The sequence below is a fragment of the Pseudomaricurvus alcaniphilus genome (assembly GCF_011440395.1).
GTDB lineage: Bacteria > Pseudomonadota > Gammaproteobacteria > Pseudomonadales > Cellvibrionaceae > Pseudomaricurvus > Pseudomaricurvus alcaniphilus.
The window spans coordinates 255,752-271,994 of sequence record NZ_JAAOIX010000004.1; the positions used below are offsets into that span (position 1 = coordinate 255,752).

Below are 16,243 nucleotides of genomic sequence, written 5' to 3' on the forward strand. Positions count from 1 at the left end.
GCGCCAAGCGAGGGGTTCAAGCCCTTCGCTATCCACCCGCCAGGGTTTCCGGCTTCAGAAGGTCGTCCAGTTGCTGCTTTGACAGCAGGCCCCGCTCCAGCACCAGGTCGTAGACCCGGCGATTGTCCAGCAGCGCGGTGCGGGCAATATCGGTGGCATTGCCATAGCCGATGTGCGGGTTGAGCGCGGTGACCAGGCCGATGGAGTCTTCCACCTGGGCGCGCAGGCGCTCGGCGTTGGCGCTGATGCCGCGCACACAGCGCTGGTCCAGCACCACGCAGGCCCGGGTCAGGTGGGTGATGCTTTTAAACAGACTGTGGGCAATGATCGGTTCGAAGGCGTTGAGCTGCAACTGGCCGGCTTCGGCGGCAAAACTTACCGTGAGGTCATTGCCGATCACTTCAAACGCCACCTGGTTGACCACTTCCGGAATCACCGGGTTGACCTTGCCCGGCATAATGCTGGAGCCGGCCTGCATCGGCGGCAGGTTGATTTCGTTGAGACCGGCGCGGGGGCCGCTGGACAACAGGCGCAGGTCGTTGCAGGTTTTCGACAGCTTGATAGCGACTCGTTTCAGCACCCCGGACAACTGCACAAAAGCGCCGCAATCCTGGGTGGCCTCGATCAGGTTGGGGGCGGTGCACAGCGGCAGGCCGGTGATGCGATTGAGGTGGCGGCAGACCCGCTCGGCATACTGCGGGTGGGCATTGAGGCCGGTGCCGATGGCGGTGCCGCCCAGGTTGATCTCCTGCACCAGGCCGATGGCCTCGCTCACTCGCATTCGATCTTCCGCCAGCATGTCACAGTAGGTGCTGAACTCCTGCCCTAAAGTCATGGGCACCGCATCTTGCAGTTGGGTGCGACCCATCTTGATCACCGAGCGAAACTCTGTGACTTTGGCGGCAAAGGAACCGCGCAAATCGTCCATGGCCTGCTGCAGTTCCTGCAAGGCGAAACAGAGGGCGATCTTGATGGCGGTGGGATAGACGTCGTTGGTACTCTGCCCCAAATTGACGTGCTCGTTGGGGTGCAGTTGCTCGTAGGCGCCCTTGGCGTAACCCAGGTTTTCCAGGGCCAGGTTGGCGATCACCTCGTTGGCGTTCATATTGGTAGAGGTACCGGCCCCGCCCTGGATGACGTCCACCACAAACTGGTCGTGGCAGTGCCCGGACCACAGCGCCTCACAGGCGGCAATAATGGCCTCGGCGCGGTTGCTGCTGAGCAGGCCCAACTCCCGGTTGGTGATCGCCGCCGCCTGCTTGATGGCGGCAATGGCCTTGATCAGGTGCGGGTACTGGGCCACGGCAATACCGCTGATAGGAAAATTTTCCAGTGCCCGCAGGGTGTTGATGCCGTAGTAGGCCGAGGCCGGAATATCACGCTCGCCGAGCAGATCGTGCTCTTCGCGCACGGCTGCGGCGCTGCCCCCGGGAAGCACACTGGCGGAGTCGGTTTGCAGCAGCGGCTGGGCCACTGCCGGCTCTGGCTGATAATCGTTCATTAACCTACCTCGGGGCTAAAGCGGGACGGCCGGTAGGGTTCCAGGTCGATACTGGTTTGCCCGCTGGCAATTAACTCGGCCATGGTTTCCCCCACGCCGGGGCCAATCTGGAAGCCGGCGCCGGAAAAACCAAAGGCGTAATACAAGCCGGCCGCGACCGCGCTCGGACCCATGATCGGCTGCCAGTCCGGCAGGTAGCCCTCGGTGCCACTCCACACCCGAATCAACCGCAGTTGACCCAGCCCCGGCGCCAGGCGGCGGATCTGCTGCAACTGCGAGAGGGTGTTTTGCGGCCGCACATGGGTGCGACAGGTATTGGGAAAGCCCGGCGCCCGGGTGCTGCCGCCAATAATGACGTTGCCCCGCTCGATCTGGCGAAAGTAGACGGTTTCTTTTTCTTCAGTGGTGAACACCCCCACCGACGGCTTGATGCAGTAGGGTACCGGCTCGGTCACCGACATATTGGGGCCAAAGCTGGTCAGCGGTGCGGTCTCGCGAAACTGGGAGGCCAGCTCGTTGCCCCAGGCGCCGGTGGTAATGAGCACGTTGGGCGCGGTATAGACTGTGCCCGCCTCGGACAATACCTGGAAATCCTCGCCCACTTTTTCCACCAGGATAATGCGGGTATTTTCCTCGATGCGAGCCCCGAGGCGCTGGGCGGCGCGGGCGAACGCCGGCGACACCAGGCGCGGATTGGCGTGGCCGTCCAGCGCCGAGTAGGAACCGGCCAGCACCTCCGGGCCGAGAAACGGGAAGCGCTTGTGGATCGCCGGCGCACTCAGCAACTCCAGCTCCAGCCCCAACTCTTTGGCGTCGCGAGCGTAGCTTTCCATGCGCTCCACCATTTCGCTGCGGTCGCGGTAGCAAACTCGCATATGCCCGCCCTGGATGTATTCCACATCGGTATCCAGCAGTTCCTTCGCCCGGCGCCAGATAGCGCTGGCGCGATTGGCCAGTGGCAGTTGATAGAGCGGCCGCCCCTGGCGCCGCACGTTGCCGAAATTTGTGCCACTGGCATGCTGGCCGATCAGGTCGCGCTCCAGCAAGGTGACCGAGAGACCGCGCTGGCGCAAAAACAGCGCCGCGGAACTGCCCATAATGCCACCGCCGACAATAACTACATCGCTGGCTATTTGTTTCACAGGCCGGCCTCCGCTGGCTTCAATACCGGATCCACACCCTCTGCCGACACCTCCAGCCAATCCTCCGGCGCCACCTCAACCAGTGCCAGCGGCAGCGGCTTGACCGGTGCCTGGGCGCGCAAGCGACCGGCGCTGCAGATATCACCGTCGGTGGCCGCAGCGATCACTTCCGCCCCGGCGTTGGCGCAGTAGCGGCCCTGGCAGCGGCCCATACCGACGCGGCTGAAAGCCTTGGCGCGGTTGGCTTCGCTGGCGCCGGTCAGGGCGATGGTGCTGCGCATTTCGCCAACCGTAACGACTTCACAGCGACACAACACCGTTGCATCCGCCAGCTGCGCCGCCAACTGGTGCGGCCAGGGAAAGGCCTTGGCCAGGCCCCGGGCAAAGCGCTCCAGTTGCCCTAGTTGCTGTTGCAAGCGGGCCACCCGCTGGCTGTCCACGGCCTGGCCCCGGTCCGCCAGCAGCGCCAGCGCCGCCAGCTCACCGCTGGCTTCCGCCGCGTCGGCACCCCGAATGCGGGCGCCGTCGCCGGCCAGGTAAATATCTGCCACTGTGCTGCGGCCATCCCGATCGATGCGCGGCAACCACTGCCGGGTGGACGCATCAAAATCAAACTGGCAGCGCGCCAGGTCCGCCAACTGGGTTTCCGGGCGCAGGTGATAGCCCATGGCCACGGCGTCGCAATGCAGCTGCTTTTCCCGCCCGCGACCATCGCGAAAGCGCACGGCGGAGACGCCTGCGGCGGCATCGCCCTCGATCGCCAGCGGTTCAACCCCGCTGTAGACCGGCACCCCTTTGAGGTACAGCGAGGCGGTCAGGCCGAGGCCGTGGTACAGCGCCCGGGGATTGGCCAGCAGGTCCGGCAGCGCCGCGACCCGCCGGTAAAACGGCGAGGTATCCAGCACCCCGGCCACCCTGGCGCCGGCTTTGGCATACTGCGCCGCCACCAGGTACAGCAGCGGCCCGGTTCCCATAAACACCACTTCGGCACCGATGGCACAGGCCTGGGCCTTGAGCGCAATTTGCGCCCCGCCGAGGCTGTAGCAGCCGCTGTAGTTCCAGCCCGGCACCGGCAACAGCCGGTCGGTGGCGCCGCTGCAGATCACCAGTGACGAAAATTCCACGCTGCACTGCTGCGCACCGCGCACCACAAAAATGCGGTTGCCCGCCAGGTTCCAGATAAGGCTTTCAGGCCAGTAATCAAACCGCCCCTGCAAACCGTCAAAGCTTTTGTGCAGCCGGGTCGCCTTGGCCGCTTCCGAGCCGTACAACTGCTCCGCACTGCGCGTAAAATTATCCGGCTGGCGGCGATAGATCTGGCCACCGCTGCGGGCACTTTCATCAATTACTAACGGCCTGATACCGGCCTTGACCAGGGCTTCGACACAGCGACTACCCGCCGGTCCCGCCCCCACCACGACGACGCGAGGCTCTACTGCTGCTGCGGCCATGAGATCTCCAGTTGCGTGGTGACAATGCGCATATTCTCTGCCACGGTGGTGCTGCAGGCGCGTAAACGAGCGCCCTCTTCCGTGCGCACCCAGCAGTCCTGGCAGGCGCCCATCAGGCAAAACCCGGCCCGTTCAGCGTCGCCAAATTCCGAGGTGCGCAGCCGGTTGCTGTGCTGCAACAGCGCCACCAGCAGAGTATCGCCTTGCAAGGCGACAGCCGGCTCGCCGTCGATGTACAGCTGCACCTCAGGGCGCCGGGTTTCCCCGAGGCGGACAAAGCGTTTGCTCATCAGCCGGCACCTCCGGCGACGCATTTCAAAGGGGGGATTTCCAGTTCTCTCAACTCCTGCTCGCCGTGATGGCAGAGGACTTCGTTGCCACGCTGCATTTGCACCCGCGGCGGCGGCAGGCGATTACAGCGCCCGTCAATACGCACCGGGCAGCGCTCCAGAAAGTGACACAGCTCCAGCGATTTGACGGACCGGCCGATCTCGGGCAGGGCCGGCCGCTGCGCCACTCGCTCCAACCAGCCCTGTTGCAACTCCGGCACCGAGGCAATCAGCAGGTCGGTATAGGGGTGAAACGGCGGCTTGACGAAATGTTCGCGGCGACCGTACTCCACTTTCTGGCCACTGTAGAGCACCAGAATCTCATCGCACATGGAGCGCACCGTGGAAATATCGTGGCTGATAAACACCAGCGACAAATTCAGCTTACTGCGCAGCTCGGTGAGCAGATCGAGAATGGCGGCCCCCACCACGGTGTCCAGGGCCGAGGTCACCTCGTCGCAGAGAATCAAATCCGGCTCCGCCGCCAGCGCCCGCGCCAGGTTGATGCGCTGTTTCTGGCCGCCGGAAAGTTCGCTGCAGGGGCGCCCGGCCAGGTTGGCCGGCAGCTGCACCAGTTCCAGCAACTCGGCAATGCGCTGCTGCTTTTTGGCGCCGCGGTAACCGTGGTAAAACGTCAGCGGGCGGCCCAGGATACGGGCGATGGTGTGGGCCGGATTGAGCGCGGTATCGGCGTTCTGGAACACGATCTGGATGCGGCGAAACTGCTCGCGACTGCGCCCCTTGAGCGTGGGTGGCAAGACCTCGCCATCGAACAGTACCTGGCCGGCGGCCGGCCCCAGCAGACCGGCAATGACCCGCGCCAGGGTCGACTTGCCGGAGCCGGATTCACCGATCACCCCCAGGGTAGCACCGCGCTGCAGGGACACATTGATATCGCTGAGAATGGGCACGGCCGGCTGCCCCTGGCGGTCGATCTTGCCGTAACCGGCCAGCAGGTTGCGCACTTCCAGCAGCGGCGGCACCGCACTGTCCAGCTCGGGACCGTGGCGTTGTGGCTGGCGGGCGGCGGCCATCAGGGTGCGAGTATACTCGTCCCGGGGGGCATCCAGCACCTGCGCGGTGGCCCCCTGCTCGCGAATGGCGCCCTTGTTCAGCACCACCACCTGGTCCGCCATTTGCGCCACCACCGCAAGGTCGTGGGAGACGTATACCGCGGTGATATTGCGCTCCTGCACCACCTTTTTAAACGCTCGCAGCACGTCGATCTGGGTGGTCACATCCAGCGCGGTGGTGGGCTCGTCAAAGATCACCAGCTCCGGATCGGAGATCAGCGCCATGGCTGCCATCAAGCGCTGCAACTGGCCGCCGGAAACCTGGTGCGGGTAGCGGCTGCCGATGCTGTCCGGCTCCGGCAGGGCCAGCGCGCGGAACAACTCTACCGCCTTCTTTTGCGCCTGCTGGCGCGGCATCAGGTGGTGGATCGCCGCCACTTCGGTGACCTGGTCCATAATGGTCCGGGACGGGTTGAACGAGGCCGCGGCACTTTGCGCCACGTAGGACACCCGCCGGCCGCGCAGCTGCCCCAGCTGCTCGCGGCTGAGATCCATCACCTCGGTCGCGCCGATGCGGATAGAGCCGGACTCAAGCCGGCAGCCACCGCGGGCGTAACCCATCAGGGACAGGGCAATAGTGGTCTTGCCGGAACCGGACTCACCGATCAGGGCCAGCACCTGGCCCTTGTCGATGGCAAAGCTTACGTCGTCGACAATGGTAATGGTGCCGCCCGTGTCGGTCTCGGCCACCACCTGTAACTGCTGTACCTCAACATGTGCACTCACGTTACACCTCCCCGGCGGCGTGGCGAATCTTGCCGCGCAGGCTGTCGATCAGCAGGTTGACGCCGATGGTAATGGTAGCGATGGCCAGCGCCGGCATCAGCACTGCCGGCGCCCCTTCGGCCAAACCGGATATGTTTTCCCGCACCAGCGAGCCGAGGTCGGCATCCGGCGGCTGCACCCCCAGGCCGAGGAAACTGAGGCTGCTCAACAGCAGCACCACGTAGACAAAGCGCAGACCGAAATCCGCCAGCATGGGGTGAATCATATTCGGCAACACCTCGACCCAGGCCAGGTACAGGCGCCCCTCGCCCCGGGCCCGGGCCACCAGTACAAACTCCATGGCGTTGAGGTTTACCGCCAGCGAGCGGGCGATGCGGTAACAGCCGGGGGTGTAGGCAATGCCGATAATCAGCAGTAACAGCAGCGCCGAGGAATCGAAAGCGGCGATCATCACCAGCGCGAAGATCTTGCTGGGGATAGAGATCAGCGCATCCATAAACCGGCTCAGGGTCTCGTCCAGCCAGCGCGGGCTGACAGCGGCAAACAGCCCCAGCGCGGTACCGGTGAGGCCGGCCAGCAGGGCCGCTACCAGGGCCAGGCCGATGGTAAAGCGGGCGCCGTGGAGAATGCGGCTGAGCACATCCCGGCCGAGGTAATCGGTACCCAGAAGATAGGCGCCACCGGTGGGTTCGAACACATCGTAGGCGACGATTTCACCCACCGGGTGGGGGGCCAGCAGCGACCCGAACAGGGCCACAAACAGCCAGAACAGCACCAGCGCCAAACCGATCAGGCCGGTGGCGCTGGGCGGGCGAGTCAGGTTAAACGGCACGAGTCTAGCTCCTCAATTTCGGGTTGGAGACGATGGCGCAGATGTCGGCGAACAACACCAGTACCAGGTAGGCGGCGCAGAAAATCATGGCGCAAGCCTGCAGCAGGGGCATGTCGCGGTTGGTCACCGCATCCACCATCAAACTGGCCACGCCCGGGTAGTTGAAAATCACCTCCACGATGATGACCCCGCCGAGCAGGTAGGACAGCCCCAGCGCCACCGCGTTGGCGATGGGGCCGATGGCGTTGGGCAGGGCGTGGCGCAGCACCACGCGACCGAGGCTGGCACCTTTCAGCACCGCCATTTCCACGTAGGGCTGGTTCAATTGATCGATCACCGCGGCCCGGGTCATGCGCGCCATTTGCGCCACCAGCACCAGGCACAGGGTCATTACCGGCATGGCGTAGGCGCTGAGGAACTCCCCCAGGCTGGCGTCGGGCGGGGCGTAGGACAGGGCGGAAAACCAGCGCAGCTTGACCGCAAACACCAGCACCGCCACGGTGGCCAACAGGAATTCCGGCACCGCCACCATACACAGGGTCAGGGTACTGAGCACACGATCGGTGCGCGAACCACTGTGCATGGCCGCGTAGATACCGAGAAACAGCGCCAGCGGCACCGCCACCAGGGTGGTAATGCCGGCCAGCACCAGGGATTTCGGCAACCGCGTGGCCACCAGCTCGGCCACCGGCATATCGTTGGCCAGTGAGATACCCGGGTCGCCGGTGAGCAGACCGCCGAGCCAGTGCACATAGCGAATATGGCCCGGTTGATCCAGCCCCAGCGCGGAGCGCAGCGCCGCCACCGCTTCCGGGGTGGCGCTCTGCCCCAACATGGCCTGGGCGGCATCACCGGGCAACAGGCTGGAAATAAAGAACACCACCGCGGACACCAACAGTAACGTCAACAAGGCCGCACCGATGCGCTTGCCCAGTAACAACAGCAATTGATTCATAGTGCGCTTACCTCAACCATGCTTACTTCAACCGTGCTTACTTCAACCGTGCTTACATCAACGGTGCTTGCCTGAAACGTCGTCCGGCTCATCCGTGCCACCACACATGCTCGGCAAAGGAGTAGCCCATCAGGCCGCCCACGGGGATGGAGCCCAGCCCGCCCAGGCGGCGGTCAAAACCGTCGATCAGGCTTAAAAATACCGGCACGCCAATACCGGCCTCGTTGTGGATCAGGGTCTGCATATCCACGTACATCTGCTTGCGCCGGGCCTGGTCGCCCTCCGCCCGGGCCGCCAGCAGCAACTGGTCGAACTGGGGGTTTTTCCAGGCCGACTCATTCCAGGGGGCGGAGGATTTAAAGAACAAACTGAACAGCAGGTCGAGGCTGGGGCGCGGATTGATATTGCCAAAGGACAGCGGGTGCTTCATCCAGTGATTGGACCAGTAGCCGTCTCCCGGCACCCGGTTCACCCCCAGTTTGAGCCCCACCTTGGAGGCGGACAACTGCAGCAAGGTGGCCATATCCACCGAGCCCTCGGCGGCGGGCGAGGCAAACAGCGGGTAGCGGGCGCCGGTCATACCGGACTTTTTCAGGTGGTAGAGGGCGCGGTCCGGATCGTGGGGCCGCTGGGGCAAATCGCTGGCGTAAAAACGGTGGCTGGGCGGCACCGGGTGATCGTTGCCGATGGTGGCGTAGCCGCGAAACAGGGCGCGCTTGATCAGGTCGCGATCCATCAGGTACTTCATCGCCAGGACGAAATCCGGATTGCTGGAGGGGTACATATCCTGGCGCATAATCAGGTTGGTGTAGAGCCCCGAAGGCGTCTCCTTGACGGCAAAGCCCGGGGTCTGGTTGATGCGGCGGATCGAACGCGGGTTGACGGCGATAATCAACTGCACGTCACCGGACAGGAGCGCGTTGACCCGCGCCGTTTCGTCGGGGATACCGATCAGTTCAATCTCATCCAGGTAGGGCCGGCCCTCACGCCAGTAGTTTTCGTTGCGCTCGACGATGGTGCGCACGCCGGGCACAAACTCCTTCAGTTTAAACGGCCCTGTGCCGATGGCGGTGCGAAACTCTTTGGTACCGTCCTGGATAATGGTGAAGTGGGAGGTGGCCAGAATCTGCGGCAAATCGGCGTTGGGGCCGTTCAGTTCGATCTCCACCTGCAGTGGCCCCCGGGCCCTAACTGCGCTGAATTGCGCGGCCACCGCGGCGCCCTTGCTGGCAGTGGCCGGATCCTTGTGACGCAGCAGTGAATAGACCACGTCGTCGGCGTGCAGGGACTTGCCATCGTGAAATTCCACCCCGGGTTGCAACTCAAACAACCAGGTGGTCTGGTCACTGCTGCTAAAAGATTGCGCCAGCGACGGCTGGGCATCGAGGTGCTCATCGAAGCGGGTGAGGCCGTTGTAGAGCATATTGTGGCGCACATAATCGGTGGACAGGGAGCCCTTGGCCGGGTCGAGGGTGTCGGCGGTGGAGATGGACAAACTGGCGACCCGAATCCGCCCCCCTCGCACTGGCGTATTACCGAGCCTGTCCAGCTCTGCCAGCGCCAGGCGTCGCTGCAACTCGGTCTCGTCGCTCGAGTCCGACAGCGCCGTCCAACCCAGGTAGCCCAGCCCCGCGGCGGCGCCGGCACCCGCCAGCAAGCGCAAGGATTTGCGCCGCTGCTGGTCAACGCTGTCTTTGTTTCGATTTACCATACTGTCTCTATCCGTCAATTCGATTCAAAGGTGTGCCCAGAAGACTGGCGCAACAGTCACGCTGCCCTGCAGCCCAGCTACCGGGTACTCACTGCACCCGGTCCAGCCATTGGTAATACAAGCCCACCAGCGGCAGGAACCAGGGCTTGCCAAAGTGCCCCGGGATCGCCGGCCAGGACAAATCCCGCCAGGGGTTGGCGGCGCGATTACCCGCCATCACCTCAGCCATAACTTCGCCCATATGTACCGACATCTGCACGCCGTGGCCACTGTAGCCCATGGAGTAGTACAAGCCATTCTTTTCACCGGCCCGGGGCAGGCGATCCTGGCTCATATCCACGGTGCCGCCCCAGCAGTAGTCGATACCCACCCCTTGCAGCTCGGGAAAATGCCGTTCCAGTGCCGCTCGCAATACCGCACCGCTCTTCTGGTCGGACTTGGGATTGGATACCGCAAAGCGGGCGCGGCCGCCGAACAGCAGGCGATTGTCGGGAGTGAGGCGAAAGTAGTTGCCGATATGGCGGGTGGTGACGTAATTGCGCGACTGCGGCAGCAGCCGCTCGGTCAACTCGGCCGGCAGCGGTGCGGTGACCACGGCGAAACTGCCCACCGGCACGATGCGGCGCCGAAACCAGCCAAAGGGGCCGGGGCCGCTGCCACCGGTGGTGACCAGCACCTGTTTGGCCTGCACACTGCCGCGAGCCGAGCTCACCTGCCAGTCGCCTGAGGGCAGGCGCTGCAGTCCGGTCACGGCGGCGTGTTCGTACACGCGAGCACCCGCTGCGGCCGCGGCCTCAGCCAGGCCAACACCGAATTTGCCGACGTGCATTTGCGCACTGTCCGGCTGCAGCAGGCCACCAAAATAGCCGCCGCAACCCAATTCCGCCGGCAGTTCGGCCGCCGTCACCAGCTTTACACCAGGGTCGACGCCGGCCGCCAGCAAGGCTTCACTGGCGCGGGCCAGGCCCTCGTAGTGTTCCGGCTTGGCCGCCAGTTTGAGCTTGCCACAGCGGCGGAAACCGCAGTCGATATTTTCTGACTGCACCAGCCGCTCGACTGTGTCGACCGCGCTGTTGTAGGCCAGGTAGAAGCGCCGCGCCGTGTCCTCGCCAAACTCCTGCACCAGCGCCGAATAGGACTGGGCGGTGCCATTGTTGCACTGGCCGCCATTGCGCCCGGAGGCCTCGCCGATGACCCGGCCCGCCTCCAGCACCACCACACTGGCGCCGCGGCGGGCGAGCGCCAGGCCCGCGGACAAACCGCTGTAGCCGCCGCCAACAATGGCCACATCCACCCGGTCCGCCGCCTCGCCTACCTGCCCGGCGGCACCGCCCTGGAACGCCGGTGCAGTGTCCAGCCAGAAGGATTCAAGTTTCATAGAATTTTAGAGCCCAACGATGCCTGGCAAGCCACCGATATCCTGGATTTCGTGGTAGTTGTAGTAAGGCGTCGACGGCTCGTGGCCGCGGTTGACGAACACCTTGTTCTTGATGCCGATATCGTCCGCCGACATCAAGTCGTAGCGCAGGCTGGAGGAGACATGCAGCATGTCTTCGGGATTACAGCCGAGGTTGTCCAGCATATATTCAAATGCCTGCAGGCGCGGCTTGTAAGCCTGGGCCTGCTCGGCGGTGTAGACGTGGGCGAACGGCGCCTGCAGCTTCTCAACATTGTGGGGCAACTGCACGTTCATGGCGTTGGACAGGATCACCAGCGGTATTTCCTTGGCGATAACTTTCAGCGGCTCGGGCACATCCGGGTGCGGCCCCCAGGTGGGCACGGCGTTGTAGATAGTGATGGAGTCTTCATCGCGATACTCGATGTTCCAGCGTTTGCAGGTGCGGGCTACGGAGTTGCGCACCACCTCCTGGTAGGGCTTCCAGGCGCCGAGCACTTCGTCCAGGCGGTAGGCAGAAAAGTCTTTGCAGAACTGGGGCATTTGCTCCGCGGTGACGCGGTCACTGAACAACTCCCGGGCCATGTTGGCCATCTGGAAGTAAATCAATGTGCCGTAGCAGTCAAAGCTGATGAATTTGGGTCTGAAAGTGCTCATAGTTTCTCTCGCAGTTTTCCGCAGTGGGTGAATACAGGTTGAAAAGTATTACAGCACGTTGCCGCCAACAGATAGTCCTGATTTGGAATCCCTGCGCTGAAAAATACGCTGTTTTGGCGTTGCAATCAGCACAGTTTGCCGTTGCTGATTGTTCTTATTTATACGCGAACCTTGCACCAATGTGGTGACTAAAGATGGTGCCGATTGTCGACCGCTGCCAGCCGGTTTCACCGGCAGCATATAATGCTGATAATGCCGGAAAAACAACAGAACAATGGAGATTGATTGCGACCTAACAACAACACCCACCAGCGCGCTGTCGTTAACATAGTCCTACAGTGCACATTTGCACATTTACATATTGCCCGGCCGCATTAGTTGTTAAACAGGATTGATCAGCGCCGGCCAAAGCAATCCACCCATATGCCGGATGTTACCTATGACCAAATCATTGCTAACCGAGCTGGACCGCAGCCACCTGATCCACCCGGTGATCAATTTCCGTGCCCACGAAGAGAAAGGCGTAAAAATTCTGCAGAGTGGCGACGGCGCCTGGCTGACCGATATCGATGGCAAGCGCCTGCTCGACGGCTTCGCCGGTTTATGGTGCGTCAATGCCGGCTACGGCCAGCAGAGCGTGGTGGAAGCTGCCGCCAAACAGATGAGCCAACTGCCCTACGCCACCGGCTATTTTGGCTACGGCTCGGAGCCGGCCATACGGCTGGCGGCGAAACTGGTGGAACTGACACCGGCGTCCCTTGAGCACGTCTATTTCACCCTTGGTGGCTCCGATGCGGTGGATAGCGCTATTCGCTACATTACCCACTATTACAACGCCATTGGCCAGCCCCAACGCAAACACTTTATTGCCCAGGAGCGCGGCTACCACGGCTCCTCGGCGGTGGGCGCGGGCATGACCGGCCTGCCGGCTTTCCACACCAATTTCGACCTGCCGCTGGCCAACCAGCACCACATTCCCTGCGCCTACGTCTACCGCAGCCCGGTGGGCAGCGACCCGCAGGCGATAATTGACGCCTCGGTCGCCAACCTGCGCGCCAAGGTGGCGGAACTGGGTGGCCCCGACCAGGTAGCGGCATTTTTCTGTGAGCCCATCATCGGCTCTGGTGGGGTGCTGGTGCCGCCGGTGGGCTGGCTCAAGGCCATGGAAGCTACCTGCCGTGAACTGGGCATTCTGCTGCTGGTGGATGAAGTCATTACCGGCTTTGGTCGCACCGGCCCCATGTTTGCCTGCGAGGCGGAAGGCGTGCAACCGGACCTGATGACCATGGCCAAGGGCCTGACCTCCGGCTACGCCCCCATGGGTGCCGTGATGATGTCCGATGCCATCTACGCCGGCATTGCCGACGGCCCCAACCGCGCGCCACTGGTGGGCCACGGCCAGACCTACTCCGCCCACCCGGTCAGCGCTGCGGTGGCGCTGGAAGTACTGCGCCTCTACCAGGAGGGCGGACTGCTGGCCAATGGCCAGAAAGTGGCACCCTACTTCGCCGAGCGCCTGCAGGCCATGACTGCCCACCCACTGGTGGGCGACGCCCGCCAGCGCGGCCTGCTGGGCGCGCTGGAACTGGTGGCCGACAAGGGCACTAAAGCGCGCTTTGCGCCGGAACTGCAACTGCACGACCGCCTGGCCGGCATCGCCTATGAAAACGGCATTATCTTCCGCGCTTTCGCCGACGGCATCCTCGGCTTCGCCCCGGCCCTGTGTTTTAGCGAGCGCGACTTCGAGTTCCTGTTCGATCGTTTGACCTTGTCACTCGATACCCTGCTCAACCAAACTGACATCCGCAAGGCGGTGGCCTGATCATGACCAACTCTACCTACAACATCGCCGTAATTGCCGGCGACGGCATCGGCAAGGAAGTTATGCCCGAAGGCCTGCGCGTACTGCAGGCCGCGGCGGCGCGATTTGACATCGATATCGCCTACCACCACATCGACTGGGCCGGCTGCGACTACTACGCCGCCCACGGCCAGATGATGCCGGACGACTGGAAAGCACAACTGCAGGGCATGGACGCCATTTACTTTGGCGCCGTGGGCTGGCCGGACACCGTGCCCGACCACATCTCCCTGTGGGGCTCGATCCTTAAATTCCGGCGCGAGTTCGACCAGTACATCAACTTGCGCCCGGCGCGCACCTTTGCCGGTGTGCCCTGCCCGCTCAACAGCGCCGCTGGCGGCGACATCGATTTTTTGGTGGTGCGGGAAAATACCGAGGGCGAGTACTCTGCCATCGGCGGCATCATGTTCGAGGGCACCGAGCGCGAGGTGGTGATGCAGCAGTCCGTGTTCACCCGCCACGGCACCGACCGGGTCATGCGCTACGCCTTCGACCTGGCCCGGCAGCGCAGCCGCAAACAGCTGACCGTGGCCACCAAGAGTAACGGCATGGCCATCAGCATGCCCTGGTGGGACGAGCGCGCCGCCGCCATCGCCACTGAATTCCCGGATATCAGCTGGGACAAGCAGCACATCGACATTCTCTGCGCCCGCTTTGTTATGCAGCCCCAGCGCTTTGACGTGGTGGTGGCCTCCAACCTGTTTGGCGACATCCTCTCCGACTTGGGGCCAGCTTGTACCGGCACCATCGGCCTGGCGCCGTCAGCCAATCTCAACCCGGAGCGCAAGTTTCCCTCCCTGTTCGAACCGGTGCACGGCTCGGCCCCGGACATCAGTGGCAAGAACATCGCCAACCCGGTGGCCATGATCTGGTCCGGCGCCCTATTGCTGGACTTCCTCGGCCAGGGCAGCGGCCCCTGCCGCGAGGCCCACGACACCATCGTCGCCGCCATCGAAACCGTATTGGCCGAAGGACCGCGCACCGCCGACCTCGGTGGCCAGGCCTCCACCACCGAGATGGGCAAAGCCATCGCCGAGCTGGTGGCCCGATAATCAGGAGTTTGACCGCGCATGAATGAATCCATCCCCCTGCAGCTGCAGCGCGCCGACCTGCTCTGTCGCCAGAACTTTATTGCCGGTCAATGGTGTGACAGTGCCGCCGGCGGTCAACTGGCGGTGAGCAATCCCGCCACCGACACGGTGTTTGCCCAGGTGGCCAACAGCGACCAGCAAGACGCTCTCGCCGCGGTGGATGCAGCGCAAGCGGCCCTGCCCCGGTGGCGCGCGCAGACCGCCAGGGCGCGCTCGCAACTGCTGAAACAGTGGCACCGCTTGATCCTCGCCAACAGCGAAGACCTCGCCACCCTGATGTCGCTGGAGCAGGGCAAACCGCTGGCCGAAGCCCGCGCTGAGGTGGCCTACGGTGCCTCCTATGTGGAGTGGTTTGCGGAGGAAGCGGTGCGCGCCCGCGGCGATATCCTGCCAGCGCTGGCGCCCGGCAAGCTGCAGATGGTGGTCAAGGAACCGATCGGCGTGGTGGCCGCCATCACCCCCTGGAACTTCCCCCTGGCCATGATCGCGCGCAAACTGGCGCCGGCCCTGGCCGCCGGTTGCACGGTCATTGCCAAGCCCGCCGAGGACACACCGCTGACCGCCCTGGCACTGGTAAAGCTGGCCGAAGAGGCCGGCTTCCCGGCCGGCACCATCAATATCGTCAGCGCCTCCCGGGAGAGCACCGCGACGGTGGTGGACTGCTGGCTGCGCGACGGCCGGGTGCGCAAGATCACCTTCACCGGCTCCACTCCGGTGGGCAAGCACCTGGCCCGGGAATCCGCCGACACCCTGAAAAAACTGTCGCTGGAACTGGGCGGTAATGCCCCCTTTATCGTCTTCGCCGACGCCGACCTGGACGCGGCGGTGAGTGGCCTGATGGCGGCCAAGTTTCGCAACGGCGGCCAGACCTGTGTCTGCCCCAATCGGGTCTATGTGCACAGCGATGTGATGGCCGCCTTTACCGAAAAGCTGCAGGCTCAGGTGGAGCAGCTCAGCGTCGGGCCTGCCACCCACCCCGCCGCCACCATCGGTCCCATGATCAACCGCCGCGCCATCGACAAGATCCAGCGCCACGTGGACAACGCCGTGGCCCAGGGTGCCCGCCTGGTTGCGGGCGGCCAGCCGCTGCGCAATGCCATCGCCGACGGCCCGTTTTATTTTGCCCCCACCATCCTCGCCGACGTCACCACCGCTATGGAGGTCTGCCACGAGGAGACCTTCGGCCCGCTGGTGCCGCTGTTTCGTTTTCACAGCGAGAGCGATGTGATCGAGCAGGCCAACGCCACGCCCTTTGGCCTGGCCGCCTACTTCTACACCCAGGACCCGAGCCGCATCTGGCGCGTGTCGTCAGCCCTGCAGGCGGGAGTGATTGGCATTAACGAGGGCGCGGTGGCCAGCGAGGCGGCGCCCTTTGGTGGCGCCAAGGAATCCGGCTACGGCCGCGAGGGGTCGCACTATGGCCTCGATGACTATCAAAACATCAAGTATCTGTGTCAGGGCAATCTGGGTTAGGACAATCTGGGTTAGGACAATCTAGGTTAGGACAAGCCAGGTTAA

The 16,243-nt window shown here is 63.6% G+C and carries 14 protein-coding genes; 3 read left to right on the forward strand and 11 right to left on the reverse strand.

All coding sequences use genetic code 11. The features are described from left to right. Positions 1 to 28: 28 nt before the first annotated feature. The 11 genes from aspA to G8764_RS11185 all read right to left on the reverse strand — a co-directional run bounded on the left by aspA (position 29) and on the right by G8764_RS11185 (position 12,082). A complete protein-coding gene (gene aspA, locus G8764_RS11135; protein WP_166164705.1) occupies positions 29 to 1,501 on the reverse strand; it encodes an aspartate ammonia-lyase in 1,473 nt (490 codons plus the stop codon). Next, the gene (locus tag G8764_RS11140; RefSeq protein ID WP_166164706.1) at positions 1,501 to 2,643 is read right to left on the reverse strand and encodes an FAD-dependent oxidoreductase; all 1,143 of its coding nucleotides are present in this window, start codon (positions 2,641 to 2,643) and stop codon (positions 1,501 to 1,503) included. The genes aspA and G8764_RS11140 overlap by 1 nt, the downstream gene beginning before the upstream one ends. Next, a complete protein-coding gene (locus G8764_RS11145) occupies positions 2,640 to 4,094 on the reverse strand; it encodes an NAD(P)/FAD-dependent oxidoreductase (protein ID WP_166164707.1) in 1,455 nt (484 codons plus the stop codon). Before G8764_RS11145 ends, G8764_RS11140 begins: the two co-directional genes overlap by 4 nt. Further along, positions 4,076 to 4,384 (reverse strand): (2Fe-2S)-binding protein, encoded by a 309-nt coding sequence (locus G8764_RS11150; RefSeq protein WP_166164708.1) that lies wholly within the window; start codon positions 4,382 to 4,384, stop codon positions 4,076 to 4,078. The genes G8764_RS11145 and G8764_RS11150 overlap by 19 nt, the downstream gene beginning before the upstream one ends. Beyond that, positions 4,384 to 6,222, reverse strand: a complete 1,839-nt coding sequence (locus tag G8764_RS22945) for an oligopeptide/dipeptide ABC transporter ATP-binding protein (RefSeq protein ID WP_166164709.1) — start codon at positions 6,220 to 6,222, stop codon at positions 4,384 to 4,386. The genes G8764_RS11150 and G8764_RS22945 overlap by 1 nt, the downstream gene beginning before the upstream one ends. 1 nt (position 6,223) lies before the next feature. Continuing rightward, positions 6,224 to 7,054 carry an ABC transporter permease subunit gene (locus G8764_RS11160; RefSeq protein WP_166164710.1) on the reverse strand — a complete coding sequence of 277 codons (831 nt, stop codon included), beginning with the start codon at positions 7,052 to 7,054 and terminating at the stop codon, positions 6,224 to 6,226. A 4-nt stretch (positions 7,055 to 7,058) separates the two neighbouring features. Next, positions 7,059 to 8,009: an ABC transporter permease gene (locus G8764_RS11165; protein WP_166164711.1), complete on the reverse strand. Its 951-nt coding sequence runs from the start codon at positions 8,007 to 8,009 to the stop codon at positions 7,059 to 7,061. Positions 8,010 to 8,097: 88 nt separating this feature from the next. After that, a complete protein-coding gene (locus G8764_RS11170; RefSeq protein ID WP_166164712.1) occupies positions 8,098 to 9,720 on the reverse strand; it encodes an ABC transporter substrate-binding protein in 1,623 nt (540 codons plus the stop codon). 88 nt (positions 9,721 to 9,808) lie between these two features. Next, complete coding sequence (locus G8764_RS11175; protein ID WP_166164713.1) at positions 9,809 to 11,098, reverse strand: NAD(P)/FAD-dependent oxidoreductase; 1,290 nt, start codon at positions 11,096 to 11,098, stop codon at positions 9,809 to 9,811. A 6-nt stretch (positions 11,099 to 11,104) separates the two neighbouring features. Beyond that, a complete protein-coding gene (locus G8764_RS11180; RefSeq protein WP_166164714.1) occupies positions 11,105 to 11,773 on the reverse strand; it encodes a haloacid dehalogenase type II in 669 nt (222 codons plus the stop codon). A 48-nt stretch (positions 11,774 to 11,821) separates the two neighbouring features. Then, positions 11,822 to 12,082, reverse strand: a complete 261-nt coding sequence (locus G8764_RS11185) for a hypothetical protein (protein ID WP_166164715.1) — start codon at positions 12,080 to 12,082, stop codon at positions 11,822 to 11,824. Positions 12,083 to 12,212: 130 nt separating this feature from the next. Here G8764_RS11185 and G8764_RS11190 point away from each other — a divergent pair, with 130 nt between their 5' ends. Genes G8764_RS11190 through G8764_RS11200 form a run of 3 tightly spaced genes read left to right on the forward strand, consistent with a single transcriptional unit; the run spans position 12,213 to position 16,198 of the window. After that, on the forward strand, positions 12,213 to 13,595 hold the full coding sequence (locus G8764_RS11190) for an aminotransferase class III-fold pyridoxal phosphate-dependent enzyme (protein WP_166164716.1): 1,383 nt from the start codon (positions 12,213 to 12,215) through the stop codon (positions 13,593 to 13,595). 2 nt (positions 13,596 to 13,597) lie between these two features. Further along, positions 13,598 to 14,686, forward strand: coding sequence for a tartrate dehydrogenase (locus G8764_RS11195; RefSeq protein ID WP_166164717.1), 1,089 nt, complete (start codon positions 13,598 to 13,600; stop codon positions 14,684 to 14,686). Positions 14,687 to 14,704: 18 nt separating this feature from the next. Further along, entirely contained in the window at positions 14,705 to 16,198 is a 1,494-nt protein-coding gene (locus tag G8764_RS11200) for an NAD-dependent succinate-semialdehyde dehydrogenase (protein WP_166164718.1), read from the forward strand. Positions 16,199 to 16,243 lie beyond the last annotated feature (45 nt).

Excerpts from the sequence above, each read along its gene's own strand:
- G8764_RS11175 (WP_166164713.1), bottom strand. The coding sequence starts at position 11,098 with ATGAAACTTGAATCCTTCTGGCTGGACACTGCACCGGCGTTCCAGGGC.
- G8764_RS11165 (WP_166164711.1), bottom strand. The coding sequence starts at position 8,009 with ATGAATCAATTGCTGTTGTTACTGGGCAAGCGCATCGGTGCGGCCTTG.
- G8764_RS11150 (WP_166164708.1), bottom strand. The coding sequence starts at position 4,384 with ATGAGCAAACGCTTTGTCCGCCTCGGGGAAACCCGGCGCCCTGAGGTG.
- G8764_RS11180 (WP_166164714.1), bottom strand. The coding sequence starts at position 11,773 with ATGAGCACTTTCAGACCCAAATTCATCAGCTTTGACTGCTACGGCACA.
- G8764_RS11145 (WP_166164707.1), bottom strand. The coding sequence starts at position 4,094 with ATGGCCGCAGCAGCAGTAGAGCCTCGCGTCGTCGTGGTGGGGGCGGGA.
- G8764_RS11190 (WP_166164716.1), top strand. The coding sequence starts at position 12,213 with ATGACCAAATCATTGCTAACCGAGCTGGACCGCAGCCACCTGATCCAC.
- G8764_RS11200 (WP_166164718.1), top strand. The coding sequence starts at position 14,705 with ATGAATGAATCCATCCCCCTGCAGCTGCAGCGCGCCGACCTGCTCTGT.
- G8764_RS11195 (WP_166164717.1), top strand. The coding sequence starts at position 13,598 with ATGACCAACTCTACCTACAACATCGCCGTAATTGCCGGCGACGGCATC.
- G8764_RS11170 (WP_166164712.1), bottom strand. The coding sequence starts at position 9,720 with ATGGTAAATCGAAACAAAGACAGCGTTGACCAGCAGCGGCGCAAATCC.
- aspA (WP_166164705.1), bottom strand. The coding sequence starts at position 1,501 with ATGAACGATTATCAGCCAGAGCCGGCAGTGGCCCAGCCGCTGCTGCAA.